This window comes from Actinomadura litoris (assembly GCF_009733595.1).
GTDB lineage: Bacteria > Actinomycetota > Actinomycetes > Streptosporangiales > Streptosporangiaceae > Spirillospora > Spirillospora litoris.
Map to the genome: position 1 here is coordinate 1 of NZ_WOFH01000001.1, position 14,379 is coordinate 14,379.

The 14,379-nt window shown below is 71.8% G+C and carries 13 protein-coding genes; 3 read left to right on the forward strand and 10 right to left on the reverse strand.

Going from position 1 to position 14,379, the window contains the following annotated elements; genetic code table 11:
• Nucleotides 1-123 precede the first annotated feature (123 nt).
• Nucleotides 124-1,068: a glycosyltransferase gene (locus GNZ18_RS00010; RefSeq protein ID WP_156214003.1), complete on the reverse strand. Its 945-nt coding sequence runs from the start codon at nt 1,066-1,068 to the stop codon at nt 124-126.
• 247 nt (nt 1,069-1,315) lie between these two features.
• Nucleotides 1,316-2,806, reverse strand: coding sequence for an LCP family protein (locus tag GNZ18_RS00015; protein WP_156214004.1), 1,491 nt, complete (start codon nt 2,804-2,806; stop codon nt 1,316-1,318).
• 113 nt (nt 2,807-2,919) lie between these two features.
• Here GNZ18_RS00015 and GNZ18_RS00020 point away from each other — a divergent pair, with 113 nt between their 5' ends.
• A complete protein-coding gene (locus GNZ18_RS00020; protein WP_246249324.1) occupies nt 2,920-3,861 on the forward strand; it encodes a DUF6177 family protein in 942 nt (313 codons plus the stop codon).
• Between the two features lie 55 nt (nt 3,862-3,916).
• Nucleotides 3,917-5,332, forward strand: a complete 1,416-nt coding sequence (locus GNZ18_RS00025) for a DUF1266 domain-containing protein (RefSeq protein WP_156214005.1) — start codon at nt 3,917-3,919, stop codon at nt 5,330-5,332.
• Between the two features lie 9 nt (nt 5,333-5,341).
• Here GNZ18_RS00025 and GNZ18_RS00030 read toward each other — a convergent pair whose 3' ends face one another.
• Both GNZ18_RS00030 and GNZ18_RS00035 read right to left on the reverse strand, forming a co-directional pair.
• Nucleotides 5,342-5,788: a hypothetical protein gene (locus GNZ18_RS00030; RefSeq protein WP_156214006.1), complete on the reverse strand. Its 447-nt coding sequence runs from the start codon at nt 5,786-5,788 to the stop codon at nt 5,342-5,344.
• Complete coding sequence (locus GNZ18_RS00035) at nt 5,788-6,840, reverse strand: CpaE/TadZ family protein (protein ID WP_156214007.1); 1,053 nt, start codon at nt 6,838-6,840, stop codon at nt 5,788-5,790. Before GNZ18_RS00035 ends, GNZ18_RS00030 begins: the two co-directional genes overlap by 1 nt.
• A gap of 1,193 nt (nt 6,841-8,033) precedes the next feature.
• On the opposite strand from GNZ18_RS00035, the gene GNZ18_RS00040 reads away from it, so the two are divergent.
• Nucleotides 8,034-8,759 (forward strand): hypothetical protein, encoded by a 726-nt coding sequence (locus tag GNZ18_RS00040; RefSeq protein WP_156214008.1) that lies wholly within the window; start codon nt 8,034-8,036, stop codon nt 8,757-8,759.
• A gap of 49 nt (nt 8,760-8,808) precedes the next feature.
• Here the strand turns inward: GNZ18_RS00040 and GNZ18_RS00045 are convergent, their stop codons facing one another.
• From GNZ18_RS00045 to eccB, 6 genes are all read right to left on the reverse strand, one after another.
• Nucleotides 8,809-10,125, reverse strand: coding sequence for a S8 family serine peptidase (locus GNZ18_RS00045; RefSeq protein WP_156214009.1), 1,317 nt, complete (start codon nt 10,123-10,125; stop codon nt 8,809-8,811).
• A 103-nt stretch (nt 10,126-10,228) separates the two neighbouring features.
• The gene (locus GNZ18_RS00050; RefSeq protein ID WP_156214010.1) at nt 10,229-11,506 is read right to left on the reverse strand and encodes a WXG100 family type VII secretion target; all 1,278 of its coding nucleotides are present in this window, start codon (nt 11,504-11,506) and stop codon (nt 10,229-10,231) included.
• 33 nt (nt 11,507-11,539) lie between these two features.
• Complete coding sequence (locus GNZ18_RS00055) at nt 11,540-11,914, reverse strand: hypothetical protein (protein WP_156214011.1); 375 nt, start codon at nt 11,912-11,914, stop codon at nt 11,540-11,542.
• A 158-nt stretch (nt 11,915-12,072) separates the two neighbouring features.
• On the reverse strand, nt 12,073-12,360 hold the full coding sequence (locus GNZ18_RS00060; RefSeq protein ID WP_156214012.1) for a WXG100 family type VII secretion target: 288 nt from the start codon (nt 12,358-12,360) through the stop codon (nt 12,073-12,075).
• A 43-nt stretch (nt 12,361-12,403) separates the two neighbouring features.
• The gene (locus tag GNZ18_RS00065) at nt 12,404-12,724 is read right to left on the reverse strand and encodes a WXG100 family type VII secretion target (RefSeq protein ID WP_156214013.1); all 321 of its coding nucleotides are present in this window, start codon (nt 12,722-12,724) and stop codon (nt 12,404-12,406) included.
• A 241-nt stretch (nt 12,725-12,965) separates the two neighbouring features.
• Nucleotides 12,966-14,375 (reverse strand): type VII secretion protein EccB, encoded by a 1,410-nt coding sequence (eccB, locus tag GNZ18_RS00070; protein WP_156214014.1) that lies wholly within the window; start codon nt 14,373-14,375, stop codon nt 12,966-12,968.
• Between the last annotated feature and the right edge of the window lie 4 nt (nt 14,376-14,379).

Consider the following 14,379-nt stretch of genomic DNA (forward strand, 5'->3'; position numbering starts at 1 on the left):
GGCCGCCTCAAGCAATGGCGCGGCATCGCCACCCGCTACGACAAACTCGCCCGCAACTACCGCGCAGCGATCGTCCTGGTCACAGCCCTGCTCTGGATCAACACATGATCCACCGGACAGAACCTAGCCCGCCGGATGCCGGGGCGGGGCCGGCTCGGGCTCCGCCTCCTGGGCGCGGGCGTGCCTCGGGACGTAGGACGGCGCCTCGGCGGCGGCGCGCTTGCGGGACCGGTTGCGGCGCGCGCCGTAGGGCGCCACGAGCATCCGGTAGAACGGCCGCCTGACCAGCGTCGGGACGAGGCGGTACCCGCCCCGGACGACGACGTTGCGCCAGTACTGCGGGCGCGTGATGAAGCCCTCGACGCGCATCGCGCGCTGGAGCCGCAGCTCCGAGCGCAGCAGGTCGCGGCCGCCGCGGCGCGCGTACGCGCCGTCCCCGACCCGGTAGTAGACGAGCGGCTCGGCGAGGTTCACCACCCGCGCGCCCTGCGCGATCATCCGCGCGAACAGCCAGTAGTCCTCCATCAGCGGCAGGTCGCCGTAGCCGCCGACGGCCATCACGGCGCTGCGCCGGTACACGACCGTCGGATGGTTGAACGGGTCGTGCAGCCGCGAGTACCGCGCGATGTCGGTGGGGTCGCTCGGCGGGATGCGCCGCCCGACGATGTCGGAGATGTCGGAGCCGAACTCCAGCAGGCCCGCGCCGACCAGGTCGGCGCCCGCCCGCACCAGCGGCACCTGCTCCTGGAAGCGGTGCGGCATCGCGACGTCGTCGGCGTCCATGCGGGCGACGATGTCGTGCCAGGCGGCGTTCAGGCCCGCGTCCAGCGCCGGGCCGAGGCCGCGGTTGTGCTCCAGCGCGACGAACGTCACCTCCGAGGGGCTGTCCAGGACGAGCCCCCGCAGGCAGTCGGCCAGCTCCGGCGCGACGGGGCCGTCCCGCACCAGCACGACCTGGTCGGGACGCAGCGTCTGGTGGTGGACGGCGCTGTGGAACGCCTCCCGGACATACTCCACCCGATCACCGCCGTAGACGGTCATCAACAGGGTGAAGGGCTCGGGCTGCATCGGTCCCTATCGGTCCGTTCCGGGTGGGGCGCTTTCGCCCGGCAGAGCCCGTGGCGGGGGGGCGGCTCCTGGGGCAGGGGGCTGGTTCTGTTAGGCGGTCCTGATTGGGGCGCTCTGAAGCGATCGGTGGGCCAGGGGGTGCGTCATGGGGTGGCGCGCCGCCAACATACCGGGATGTGGTGGCGACTACGTCCTGGTTGACCGGTTCTCCACGTCCGCGAAACCTGGGCGATGCGTGATGCCGTCATCACGTCCGATCGCAGATGTTCCGGTCGGCCCTGATCTCCCCGGAGACCTGGGGCATCGGCCGCTTCGCCCCGGACAGTACCGCCCCGTCCTTGCCGATGACGAGATAGACGTAGCCGGGCCTGCCGCCGGGCCACGGGCGCGGCGGATGCCCCGGCAGCGCGATCGCGAGCCGCGCCGCCTGCCGCTCGGCCCCGGCGCCGTAGAGGATCTGTGTGGGGGCGCCGGCGGGCACCGCGCGCGTGCCGACCCTGACGACCTGGAAGCCGCGTCCGGTGAGCTGGTCGGCGGTCCGCCGGCCGAGCCCCTTCAGCCTCGTCGCGTTGTAGATGGCGACGTTGACCTGCGCGGGCGGGACGGGCGGCACCGGCGGGACGCCGCTCGGCCGCTGCGCCGGGACGGGCGCGGGCGCCGCCGGCTCGGCGGGCGGCGCGTTGTCCTCGCGGATCGACCTGAACAGCGGCTCCGCCAGCGCCTGGTTGAACTGGACGCGGTTCCTGTCCGCCGGATACGGCTGCACGGGGACGGTCACGAACCGCACCTTGCCCGCGCTCATCCCGCGCAGGCTGCCCGCGAGCTTCTGCATGACCGACAGCGTGAACCGGTCGTCCGCCTTGATGGACCTGGTCGCGGCGGACAGGAACGAGAAAGTGCGCCCGGGATCGGTGAGCATGCCCTTGTCGGTGGCCTTCTTCACGACCGAGGCCATGAACGCCTGCTGCCGCTTGATCCGGTCGAGGTCGGAGCCGTCGCCGAGCACGTACCGGGTGCGGACGTAGCCGAGCGCCTGGTCGCCGCGCACGGTCTGCGGCCCGGCGCGCAGGTGCAGTTCGGCCTTCGGGTCGTCGATGCGGCGGGGCACGCAGATCTCGACGCCGTTGAGCGCGTCCACGACCCGCTTGAACCCGGCGAAGTCCACCTCGACGAAGTGGTCGATGTGGATGCGGGTGAGCGACTCGATCGTCCGCCACGTGCAGGCCGGGCCGCCGGTCGAGAACGCGGCGTTGATCATCGCGAGCTGCGGCGGCGACGACCCGCCGCCCGTCCTGCGGCAGGAGGGGAGGTTCACCATCGAGTCGCGCGGGAAGCTGATCCCGAGCGCCTGCTCGCCGCCCGGCGAGATGTGCAGCAGGATCGTGGTGTCCGAGCGCTGCCCGACCTCCTGGCCGTAGCGCGCGTTCTCCCCCGCGCGGCTGTCGGACCCGATCATCAGGATGTTCATCGAGTTGTTGAGCTTGGCCGGACGGTTCGCGCCGAGCTTGTCGTCCACGTGCTCGCGGTCGATCTGGCCGTCCAGCCGCCGCCAGAACCCGTAGGCGCTGAGGCTGCCCGCGACCAGCACCGCCGACATCGCGATCGACACCCAGCCGAGCACGCGCCACAGCCGCCCCCGCGCCGGCGGTTCCGGCGGCCGGGGGGCGTCGTCGGTGTAGTACACGTCCCGGTAGTGCGCCCGCCTGGAGGGCGCGCGGGACGGCGCGGCTCGCTGCATCCGTAACATTTCAGCACACAATGGACAAGAGCCACCGGAGTCACGGCAAAGTCATCCAGGCAAGGTCATCTCGACCTCGGATCCCCGCGACCGCCCACTAGACTCCCCCGAAGATGAGCACCGTAGACGCGCTGACCGACCAGGCGATGGTCGTGTTGCAGGACCGGCCGGTCATCCCGCTCAGCGGCTGGCTGACCAGGGCCGTCGCCGACTGCGCCGAGAGCGGCCGCACGCTGCAGCTCCTCACCCCCCTCGACTCGCGGCTGTCGCTGCCGCTGCGCACGGTCGCCGCCGGAGCCGACCTCCAGTGGGTCGTCCGCCACGGCGACGGCTACTACGAGGGCCTCACCGGACGGCCGCTCAAGTGGGACGGCGCGACGTTCGTCCCCGTCCCGGAGGCGCGCGACTACGCGCCCGGGTTCACGACCCGCCCCACCGCCGCGATCGGCTCGCAGCTCACGCTCGTCTACCGGATCAGGCACGGCGCGCAGGGTGACCTCGGCGGACCCGTCGAGCGCCTCCTGCAACTGCTCACCGGCAAGCAGCCCGCCGGGCTCGGGCCCGCCGAGCCGCTGGAGCACCCCTGGCGCGGCGACCGGCTCACCGAGTACGCGCGCGGCCGCTCCACCGCGCGGCTGCTGGTCGTCGGCGACGGCCCGCGCCCCGCCCAGGCGATCTGCGACTTCGCCACCACCGAGGGCGGCGGCGCCGCCGAGGTCACCACCGTCACCGTCGGCTACGCGCCCACCGACCCGCCGCCGCTGCGGCACCTGCCCTCGCTGGTCGGGGCGCTCGCCGCCGACCAGCCGCTGGCCTCGCTGTTCGTCCAGCTCTGCCCCGGCCGCGCCGACCTCACCACCGAGCCGCGCTGGACGGGCGCGCCCGCCCCGGTCGCGCTGGCCGTCACCGGCACCGTCACCGGCCCCGCCGACCTCCCCGGGCAGCAGGTCGGCCCGGCGCGCACCCCGATGACGCTGTTCCCGCTCGGCGACGGCCGCTCCCCCGACGGCTGGCAGCGCCACGGCCTGCTCATGCGGCACCTCCAGGCGGGCTGAGCCTCCCCCACTCGTGGTGATCACCCCGATCGGGCGATGGGGTACGGTCCTGCCCATGGAACAGGCCCCCCGGCTCGACGCGTTGGAGCGGGCCGTCGAGGGAACCCTCGCCGAGGCGGCGCTGGAGATCGACGACGACGCGGCCGTCGTGCGGATCGAGATCTCGCTCCAACTCGCCACCGCCTGGTTCGTGGCCTGCGGCATCGGCGGGATCGCCCTGCTGCTCGCGGGCGCCGTCCTGTCCCTCACCGGCATGCAGGACGCGGCGCGCTGGCCCCTCGCCCCCGGCACGGCGCTGCTCGCGCTCGTCGCCGGCTACGTGGCCGTCGTCCGCTTCACCCCGCTGGTGAGGCTGTGGCCCGTGACCGAACTGCGCTTCGCCGAGCGCGAGCTGGTGCACCGCCACACCCGCGTCCCGTTCGGCGAGCTGCGCCCCGAGCACCTCGTGTGGAAGAACGGCCGCTTCTTCCGGCGCCTGTTCGTCCGGCACCCGGCCCTGCGCACGCAGCTCGCCGGGTTCTTCGAGAGCGAGCGGCGCAAGGCCGCCGAGTTCCACGACCGGCTCTGGAAGCTGATCTCCGGCCCCGCCCTCGCCTCCGGCGACGACCTCACTCCCGTGCAGCGCTGGATCATCGGCGCGGCCGCCCCCTACGGCGCGATCAACGGCTTCCGCCTCGACCGGCTCGGCGCCGCCCCCGGCGACCCCGCCGCGGCCGCCGACCGCCGCACCGCCCTGGAGCTCCTCCAGGACCCGTGGGGCGCCTACGACCTGGAGCAGCTCCTCGGCGCCGTGAACTGGCTCGTCCAGGACGGGCACCGCGCCGACTTCACCCAGGACGCCGACCTCGCCGCCCGCGCCCCCGCCGAACGCGACGCCTACACCGCGCTGCTCCGCGAGGTCGACGGCCTCATCGCCCGCGACGCCCTGGAGCCGCCGTTCGTGGAGCGGCTGATCGAGCTGGTCCGCGTCCGCTACGGGACGGAGGGCGCCGCGTACGCGCGGCTCGTCCCGCCCCTGCTGCGCGACGAGCCGGGCGCCGACGCCAGCGAGGAGGGCGCCGGGCTCGCCCAGTTCCTGCACCGGCTGTTCAACGACCGCGACCACGCCGCCGAGGAGCTGCACCGCCTGGAGACCCTGGCGGACCCGGCGCTGCGCGCCAACGTCGGCCGCTTCCTGATCTGGGACTACGGCCGCGCGCTCATGCTCTACCGGTGGGGGCACATGGTCGGCTGGCTCACCGAGGAGTACTGCTGGGAGCGCATGCTCCCGCTCGCGCTCGACATCCAGCGCCGCTACACGTCCTGGGAGGACATGGCCACCTGCTACCTCCAGGGCCGGCTGCTGTGGTCGGGCGGCGGCGGCAGCGCGCAGCAGGAGTACGAGCGCCTCGTCGCCCGGCTCGCCGAGGACGGCGGCAGCCCCTGGAACCTCGTCCCCTGGGGCCAGGACCTCACCCGCGACTGGAACTGACGGGCGGGATCAGCCGCCGATGACGCCGTCGTGGAAGGCGGCGCCGGCGGAGGTGTCCCCGGCGGGGTCGCTCGCCTTCCAGCTCAGGGCCGGGGGCTCGATCGTCCCGTCCGGATACACCGTGCCGCCGAGCCAGTGGACGAGCGAGTCGGCGAACCTGCGCGCCACCCGCGTCGCCTCCGGGAGGTCGGCGACGGCGCGGACGTCCACCCACCAGACCGGCACCGCGACCCGCGCGGCGAACTCCGCGCCGAGCAGCCGCCCGATCTCACCCTGGACCTCGACCTGGACCGCGCCCTCGATCGAGACGAGCAGCCGGCCCTCGGCGTCGTACAGCCGGGTCGCCTCCGGCTCGCCGCCGCGCAGCTCCAGCGGCTCGCCCATCGCGATCATCCCGTCGGCGACGGCGTGCACGTCGGGACGCCGCCGCACCAGCGCGACCAGGTCACTGCTCATCAGGACATCCCAGCGGAGAGCGAACGCGAGAAGACCTCGTGCACGACCCGGATCACGGCCGCCCGCGCGGCGGCGGAGATCTTGGACATGTCCAGCGAGCCGCCGGTCGCGAGGTGCCGATCATACGGCACGGACACGACGGGCAGCCCCCACGCGGTGAGCATCTGGTGCGCCCGCTCCAGGTCGGCGCCGACCTGCGGGGCGTGCGAGACCATCGCGATCACGGTGCGCGGCAGCACGGCCTGCTGGTCGTTGCCCGCGAACCACTCCAGCGCGCCCCGCGCGCTCAGCGCCCCGTCCACCGTCCCCGGCGTCACCAGCACGAGGCCGTGCGAACCGGCGATCACGCCCCGGTTCAGCTCGGTGAGGATGCCCGCGCCGCAGTCCACCACCGTCGCGGCGACATACCGGCCGACCGCGTTGAGCGCGCTCTGGAACGTCTCCAGCGTGAACTCGCCCGCGATCCGCCCGTCCCGCGTCGAGGACAGCACGAACAGCCCGTCGGGCGTCCGCGACAGGAACTGCGCGGCCTCCTCGAACGTGCGCGGATTCTGCCCGGCCAACTCGAACAGCGAAAGCTGGGAGCGGACCCCGAGCCGCAGCGGCAGCGACCCCAACTCGGCGTCGGCGTCGGCGGCCAGCACCCGGTCGGCCCGGTGCCTCGCCAACTCGGTGGCGACCAGCGCCGCCATCGTCGTCTTCCCCGCACCGCCCCGCACGCTGGCGACCGCGATCTGCCGCGCGCCCGGGACCGAATGCCGCATCAGCTCGGCGAACGCCGCCATCTCCCGCGCGGCGCCGCCGCCACCGCCGACCACCCGGCGGACGTTCTGCCGCACCCGCCGTCCGAGGGGATCGCCGTGCTGGTTCCGCCGGACGAGGTCCTCCGCCGGCATCTGGGACGGAGGCTGCCGCGGCCCGGGCTCCGGCGCCCGGGGCTGGACGGGTCGCGGCGGCACCGGCGGCGCGTGACCGGCCCCGTCCTGCACCTCGTTCGAGGAGACCCCGGGCATCGGACTGACGGCCGACGCCCAGTCGAAGTCGGGATGCATGAGCGGCTCAACGGCCGGCTGCTCAGGCGGCTCGGCCGGCTGCCAAGCCTCAACGGCCGGCTGCTCAAAGGAAGGGGGCACGGGCGCCGGCGGCAACTCCGCACCCCCACCCGGGAACACAGGCGCTGAGGGAATCTCCTCCGGAGCAACCGGCGGAGGCTGAGGCGCCGCAGGCGCGGGATCCGCGACCGTATGCGACAGAGAAGGCGAAGACGGCGCCGACTCACCCACCGGTTCCTCAAAAGAAGGCGGCACAGGCGCCGGCGGCAACTCCGCACCCTCCGCCGCAGGCGCAGGATCCGCGACCGTATGCGACAGAGAAGGCGAAGACGGCGCCGACTCACCCACCGGTTCCTCAAAAGAAGGCGGCACAGGCGCCGGAGGCAACTCCGCACCCTCCGCCGCAGGCGCAGGATCCGCAACCGTATGCGACAGAGAAGGCGAAGACGGCTGCGACTCACCCACCGGCCGCTCAAAAGAAGGCGGCACAGGAGGCGGAGGCAGCTCCGCGCCCCCACCATCCGCAGCGGGCGCGGGATCCGCAACCGTATGCGGCAAAGAGGGCGAGGGCGGGTGCGAGACGGGTTGCACGGGAGCGGGCGGCGCGGGTGCGGGCGGCGCCGGAGCCGCCGCCTCGACCTCGGGAGCCCGCGGGACGGCCTCCACCACAGGCGGCTCGACGGGCGGCTGCTCAGGGGCGGGCAGCGGTGGCGCCTCGGCCCCCCACCCTCCCTGGGGCGGGGCGGGCTCGGCCTCCAGCGTCTGGAATCCCCGCTGCGGAACGCCGATCTCTCGCAGGACGGCCTGCTGCCAACTGGAGTCGGACACCTGCCTCCCCTCTTCCTTTAAAGCGTACGAGACACCGGTCGCCCCGTGCACCGTCGATGGGTCTCCAGAACGATTCCGGAAGCGAGAAGGGCGCTCCACAACGGCCCGACCGGCGCAGACGTGCCATACCCGATGAAATCAACACGGGACGCCCGCTAGTCTGGCCGGATCTCAATCGGCACCCCGCACGCGAACAGCCCGGAGCTCTTATGAACCCCCCTGAATGGCCTGGTCAGCCGCCCGGCCAGCCGGGATACCCGCCTCCTGCCGCCCCCGCCGGACCGCCTCCCGCGCCCCCGCGGGCCCCGATCGGCGGGCCGATGCCCGGCCCCCCGATGCCCGGCCCGCCCATGCCGGGACCGCCCATGCCCGGCGGTTTCCCGCCCCCGCCCCGCCGTAGCGGCGGCGGCGCGGCGGTCCCGCTGCTCATCGTCGGCGGGATGGTCCTGCTGGCCCTCATCGGCGTCGGCGCCTTCGTCGTGCTGAACAGCGGCGACGACAAGGACGACCCTCCCGCGATCACGTTCCCCTCGGCCCGGCCGACCTACACGCCTCCCTCCACCGGCTCGATCGAGCCGAGCCCGACGACCTCCCTCGGCGGTGGCGGCTCCGACCCGACGAGCCTGCTCTCGGCGACCGTCCGCACGGCGAAGGGCAACACCTTCACCCGCGCCGGAACCCGCACGGAGTCCTGCATCACCCGCGCCAACACCAAGCTGCTGTCGAGGCTGCGCACCGACCCGTGCATCGGAAGCATGTACTCGGCCGTCTACGCCAACCCGTCCCGGACGATCATCACGTCGGTCTCGATCGCGAAGTTCGCCACCCCCTCGGCGGCGAGCCGCATCGGCAACGCGACCGACGCCCAGGGCTGGCCGAAGCTGCTCACCCCGTCCGACGCCAGCGGCCTCCCGCAGCCCCGCGCCAACCCGGCGTACTGGACCCGCACCTGGACCCGCGGATCCAGCGTGATCTACGCCCAGTCCTACTGGACGCACGGCGGCGCCACCGGCGGCCGCACCGGCTCGGTGTTCGCCACCGCCGGAGAACTCGGCGTCGAGATCACCAACGCCCTCCTCTTCACCAACTGACGCCTCCCCACGGGCATGGGCGGCAACCCGCCCATGCCCGAACGGCGCATCAGCGAGGCGTCGGCGGCCCACCACCCTGAGGCGGCCCCGGCGGCTGGTACTGGCCGGGGGGCTGACCAGGTTGAACCGGCGGCTGGAAACCGGGTCGCCCAGACTGGCCGAACCCCGGAGGCACACCCGGTCCGGCACCGGGGCCGAACGGAGGCGGGCCGGGCGGCGGGCCGCCCTTCCCCCTCCGGCGCCGCGCGATGACGAACACGATCACCAGCACCACGAGCCAGAAGGCGCCGATGGCGCCGAAGCCGATGATGGTGCCGGTGCTCATCCCGTCGTCCGAGTCCTTTTCGGCCTTCGGCCGGGCGCTGGGCCTGTGCCGCTTGGCCCACCGGTCGTAGTCCTCGAAGACGGGATTCGCCGAGCCCTGCGGCGCCTTCTGGGCGAGCAGGCGATAGGGCCGGACCATTCCGTATCCCGTTCGGTCGTCCTGCCCTTTGTCGGAGACGTCCTTCGCGGAGGCGATGAGCTGCCGAACCAGCTCCCGGTTCTTCATCTCGGGGAACTTGGCGCGCACCAGGGCGATCGCCCCTGACGTCAGCGCGGACGCGGCGCTCGTGCCGCTGCCGCTGATCAACTTCCCGCTCTTGACGACGACGGGGGCCCTGACGCCGGGGCCCGCCACGGTCACATACGGCTGGCGTTGCGTCTTCTCCCAGGGCCGCAGTTGCGCGTCAACGGCCCCTACCGCGAGAACGCCCTTGCAGTTGGCCGGAGAGTTGGAAGCGTTGCCTCCGGCACCGTCATTGCCCGCGCCCGCGACGATCACGACGTCCTTGTCCAGCGCATAGGCGATGGATTCCTGCAGGTTCGCCGGACAGGCGCCGGGCACGGCCTGGGACAGATTGACTACTTTCGCGCCATGGTCGGTCGCGTAGCGGATTCCCTTGGCGTAGGCGTCCGTGCTCTGCCCCACGATGGGGAGGATCTTCGCCTCGGGCGCGACACCGACGAGTCCGGTCCCGGTGCCCTGTGCGGCGATCAGCGACGCCATGGCCGTACCGTGGCCGTGGAGTTCACCGGTATCGCCATCGGTGCGGCCGTCGCCGCTTCCGCTCTCGGCGTCCATGCCGGGAAGAACCGCGTTCCGCAGATCCGGCACATTCGACTGAACGCCGGTATCGATGACCGCGACCGTCACACCGGCGCCCTTGGAGATCGGCCACAGGAGGTCGTCCACTCCCCAAGCCGGAAACCACCATTCCTGGGCGAGCGGTTTCGGTGCCGCCGCAGCGGATCCTGGCAAAACGACCGCTGCCGACAGGAGCAGCGCCAAGACCAAGCCGACCAGTTTTCGACCTCGCTGCAGCATCGGTACTCCTCGTCTACAGCAACTGAATTATAAAAGGATAGGTAGATCAGGTTGGACCTGATCTACCTATCCCATCGCCTCTGTCACCACTATGGCACGAACATCAGCCGATCACGGGCGGGGCGGTGTCGTCGTTGCCGCCCCAGATGTCCTCGTCCTCGGTGAGCCACGTGCTGCGCTCGCGCTCCTCGCCGTCGCCGCCGCCGTGGCCGCCGGCTCCCATGGGCATTCCCATGCCGGACATGCCGCCCTTGCCGAGCGCGCCGGCGCCCATCAGGCCGCCGGGTCCGCCGAGTCCGCCGCCGGGGCCGCCACCGGGACCACCGCCGAGAGCGCCGGGGCCGCCGCCGAGACCGCCGGGGCCCAGACCACCGCCGCCGGGACCACCTCCGGGGCCGCCACCGGGCATGCCGCCGAGACCGGTGTCCGGTCCACCGCCGCCCGGCAGGCTCGCCAGGTCGGTGCCGGGGCCGCCACCGGGGCCGTTGCCGATGCCGCCGGGACCGCCGCCAGGGCCGCCGCCGGGGCCTCCGCCCGGGAGGTCGGGACCGCCCCCGGGGCCACCGCCCGGCATGTGCGGCGGTCCTCCCGGGCCTCCGCCGGGACCGCCACCGGGCCCACCGGGGTTGTCGGGAGGCTTGGGCAGGTCGGGACCGCCACCGGGCCCCTTGGGCAGGTCGGGACCACCGCCGGGGCCGCCCCCGGGGCCGCCGCCCGGCATCTTGGGCGACTTGGGGCCACCGCCGGGGGGAGTGCCCGGCGGGTCGGTGTCCAGGACGTTGGGATCGGCCTCGGGCATGTCCTGGCGGATATCGGCCGGGAAGTTGTTGTAGGTGCCCTTGGTGCCGTTGTTGATGGCATTCATGGCGTCTTTGGCGCCGAAGTTGTTGCCGATCAGGCCCGTGATGGCGGCCGGGGCGGTGGCGGGGTTGATCGCCATCGCGCGCTGGCCCCAGTTCACGACGTCCTTGACCCAGCTGTCGTTCGCGCTGCCGGAGCCGTAGGAGTGCTTCCACTGCCGCTGCTGCTTGGCGTGCGCCGTCAGGGCGGTGCCCGTGGTGGACGCCTTGGTCTTGATCTCCTGGGCCTGCCGGTAGGCCTTGTTCATCTGCTCCATGGCCTTTTCGGCGTCGTCACCGCCCCAGGCCTCGACCAGCCGCTGCGCCTGCTTGTAGATGAGATCGACGGAGTCGTTCATCCGGGTCGACAGGTTGGTGTAGGTGGTCGCACCCGTGTCGATCTGCTCCGGGTGCATGCTGTCGACGACCTTTTTGACCTTGTCGAACTGGTCTTCCCAGACCTTGAGCATCCCCCAGCCGCCGGTGCCCTCACCGCCGGTCTGGAAGCCCTCCTGCCTGATCTTCTGCGTGCTCTTCGTCACCTACGATCACCCTCCTCGTCGCGTGCGTTCCGCTCACACGCTGCTGTGCGGACTGGCGGCATTCTGAACGCCTTGCTTGGACTTGTCGTCGGCGTTGCGATGGGTCTGCTCGGAGGCCCGGAGGGCTTTGATCACGTTTTCGTACGCGGTGACGAACTGCGTGTAGGTGTTGCCGATCTGCGTCTGCGCGGCCGAAACGGTGTTGTAAAGGCTGCGGCCCGCCGTGTAGTTGCCGAGTGAGGACTCGGTCGGCGAGTCGTCCTCAAGCTTGTTGTCATAGCGCAGGCTTTTGAGGGCCCGCAGGTCCTTTTCGAGCTTGTCCGCGATGTCCTTGACGGTGTCGTGGTGAATGCCGATTTCTTTGCCGCCGGCCGTCGGCAGGCTCTTCGGGGGTTCTGGGGGTGCCATCTCTGCTTACCTCCTGTCAGCCTCTTGCCCCCTGAGCGGCTGTCTGGGAGACAAGACGGAACAGACCTGGGTTCGGTACGGGCGAAGTGGGCCCCGGCCGTTCGCACGGCCAGGGCCACTTCACAGCTGCGTCCAGCGGACGGGGGTTGAACCTGCGGTCAGCCCCAGATCCCGGAGTTGGACCGCTCGGCCTGCTGGTAGTTGTCGTGCGCGTCGCGGATCGCGAGACCGAGCTGCGCCACGACGTTCTGCATGTCCTTGGCGGCGCCGTCCCACTGCTTCTGGAAGACCCAGTAGGCCTCCTGGGCGGAGCCCTCCCACTGGTTGAGCTTCGTCCGGAGCTTGCCCTCCAGGTCGTTCAGCTCGTCCATCAGGGCGCGCGCGGCCTGGCTGAACTGCGCCTCACCCTCGGTCAGGCCGCCGAAATTGGCCCTCGTGTAGCTCATGATTCTCCTTTTCCAGCCGTCGTCACCTGGTTGTGAGGTTCGCTCAGGTAGAGCCGTTGAGCAGGGCCTGAACCTTGTTCACGGCCTGCTCGGACATCTCTTCCTTGGACTCATAGGTGATCTTGGTCTGGACGAGGCTCTGGTGCATGCCCTCCAGGGCCCGCAGCACCTTGCCGAAGTCCTCGTTGAACCGGTTGAAGACCGTCTCGAAGGCCATGGAGGCGTTGCCCTCCCAGGCCCCGCGGACCTGCTGCTTGTGGCCCTCAAGCTGCGTCTGCAGCCCCTTGATGATGTTCGCGGACGCGTCGATGTCATCCGCGGCCTGCTTCATGGATGCTCTGTCGACTGCCGACTGCTGCCCCATGAGTCACCTCCAGTGATTCGTACCGTGACCCGCGATCGTGAACTGGGCATAGACGCCGGGCCAACGCCGTAAGCCCCCGTTTCGGCAGCGCAAAGGACCCTGAGGCCGGTGATGGCGGGGGGTTGCACCGCAGAGTGATCATTACTTTAGGTGCTTTACTCCATGCTGTCCATCCGCTTCACATGATGTTTAGACGCATTGGCCCCCTTTACGGTTCGGGTCGTGGCCGAAGTCCGCACAATCAGTTCCCCGGCGGGGTGTTGGCCGGAGGCGTGGTGGAGACGGCGGCCGGGTCGAGCACCGGCCCCTGGGCGATCAGGTCCAGGACGCCCGCCGGAACCTTCGAGGCATCGCCCGGCAGAGAGTAGCCGAGCTTCTCGGCCGTCTCATTGTCTTTGATGGGGAATCTCTTTCCCTCGGCCACAAGGTAATAAGTGCTGACCTCATTCGCCTTTCCCGGGCTTGGTACCCGGCCCGCGAGCGCCGCGCTCCCAGGTGGGAAGGCCAATTGGTCCGCGCCGTTCGGCTGCGGGCCGCCGGGCGGCGCGGGCAGCCTCCCGTCGAGGGTGAGGGTCGCGTCGGAGTTGCCGCTCGGGTCGGCGTAGACCGCGCACAGCGGGCTCGTCTCCCGGTAGGCGACGATGCTCGGCGCCTTGCCTTCGAGCTGCTGGGCGCGGACCGTCCGCGCGGACTGCCGGGTCGAGTTCACCCGTCCGGCGTCCACCGGGAGGGGACGGACGGGCTGGTTCCCGTACGCCTGCCGGGTCAGCGGGTCGGCGACCAGCAGGTCCCGCTGGAGCGCGGAGATCGGCGCCAGGCCGTCCGCGAGCAGCACGAACGAGGACGAGGATCCGGAGGCGGTGTCGACGCCGAAGATCTGGCCGACCTTCGCCGGCCCGAGCGGCCCGGTGACCGCACGTCCGAGGCCCGGGATCTGCGGCGCGGCGAAGTCGGGGCCCTGGGTGACGGAGTTGAGCCACTTGCCGGCGATCGGGACGGCGCTCGCGCCGAGCGTCGTCAGCGCGTAGGGCGGCATCCGCATGCGGGTGTTGCGCCAGAGCAGCCAGTTCTGCCCGTCCGCCTTGACGACCACGGCCTGGTCGGGACGCAGCGCGGTGCCCCCGACCTCGCGTCCGGCGGTGAGCGTGACCAGCGACCGGCGGCCGAGCGAGGTGCTCTCGGACGCCCGCACGCACACCGCCCACGGCGCCTTGGTCAGCTTCTTGGCGTCGGGGAGCGTGTTCGGCGCGCCCGGGATGCCGATCGCCGGTCCGCGCTCGTACTTGGTGAGCGAGTTGCTGGAGACCGTCCGGCGGCTCTTGGAGTCCGCCCCGGCGACGAGCCGCGCCGAGACGTAGTTGGCGACCGGGCAGAGCTTGCCGTTCTCGCACCACACGTAGCGGGCGCCGGTGTCCTTCTCCACGAGCAGCATCCCGGCCTTCTCCAGGCCGGTGGCGCCGCCGGGGCGGATGACGCCGAAGATGCCGAACGCCGCCATGACGAGGATGCCGATCATGATTCCGCTGAACGCGCTGATGTTCATCCGGCGCAGCGGCAGCTCGGGGTTGTCGGGCTCGCCCGAGACCAGCGCGAGCGAGGCGCGCTGGCTCATCAGGCGGTGTGCCTGCAGCAGGTCCTTGCGCGTCTGCATGCGG

Bases quoted from the DNA above. Each gene is read 5' to 3' on its own strand.
- GNZ18_RS00030 (WP_156214006.1), bottom strand. From the start codon at position 5,788: ATGAGCAGTGACCTGGTCGCGCTGGTGCGGCGGCGTCCCGACGTGCAC.
- GNZ18_RS00035 (WP_156214007.1), bottom strand. From the start codon at position 6,840: ATGCATCCCGACTTCGACTGGGCGTCGGCCGTCAGTCCGATGCCCGGG.
- GNZ18_RS00020 (WP_246249324.1), top strand. From the start codon at position 2,920: ATGAGCACCGTAGACGCGCTGACCGACCAGGCGATGGTCGTGTTGCAG.
- GNZ18_RS00060 (WP_156214012.1), bottom strand. From the start codon at position 12,360: ATGAGCTACACGAGGGCCAATTTCGGCGGCCTGACCGAGGGTGAGGCG.
- GNZ18_RS00045 (WP_156214009.1), bottom strand. From the start codon at position 10,125: ATGCTGCAGCGAGGTCGAAAACTGGTCGGCTTGGTCTTGGCGCTGCTC.
- GNZ18_RS00025 (WP_156214005.1), top strand. From the start codon at position 3,917: ATGGAACAGGCCCCCCGGCTCGACGCGTTGGAGCGGGCCGTCGAGGGA.
- eccB (WP_156214014.1), bottom strand. From the start codon at position 14,375: ATGCAGACGCGCAAGGACCTGCTGCAGGCACACCGCCTGATGAGCCAG.
- GNZ18_RS00055 (WP_156214011.1), bottom strand. From the start codon at position 11,914: ATGGCACCCCCAGAACCCCCGAAGAGCCTGCCGACGGCCGGCGGCAAA.
- GNZ18_RS00015 (WP_156214004.1), bottom strand. From the start codon at position 2,806: ATGCAGCGAGCCGCGCCGTCCCGCGCGCCCTCCAGGCGGGCGCACTAC.
- GNZ18_RS00040 (WP_156214008.1), top strand. From the start codon at position 8,034: ATGCCCGGCGGTTTCCCGCCCCCGCCCCGCCGTAGCGGCGGCGGCGCG.
- GNZ18_RS00065 (WP_156214013.1), bottom strand. From the start codon at position 12,724: ATGGGGCAGCAGTCGGCAGTCGACAGAGCATCCATGAAGCAGGCCGCG.
- GNZ18_RS00010 (WP_156214003.1), bottom strand. From the start codon at position 1,068: ATGCAGCCCGAGCCCTTCACCCTGTTGATGACCGTCTACGGCGGTGAT.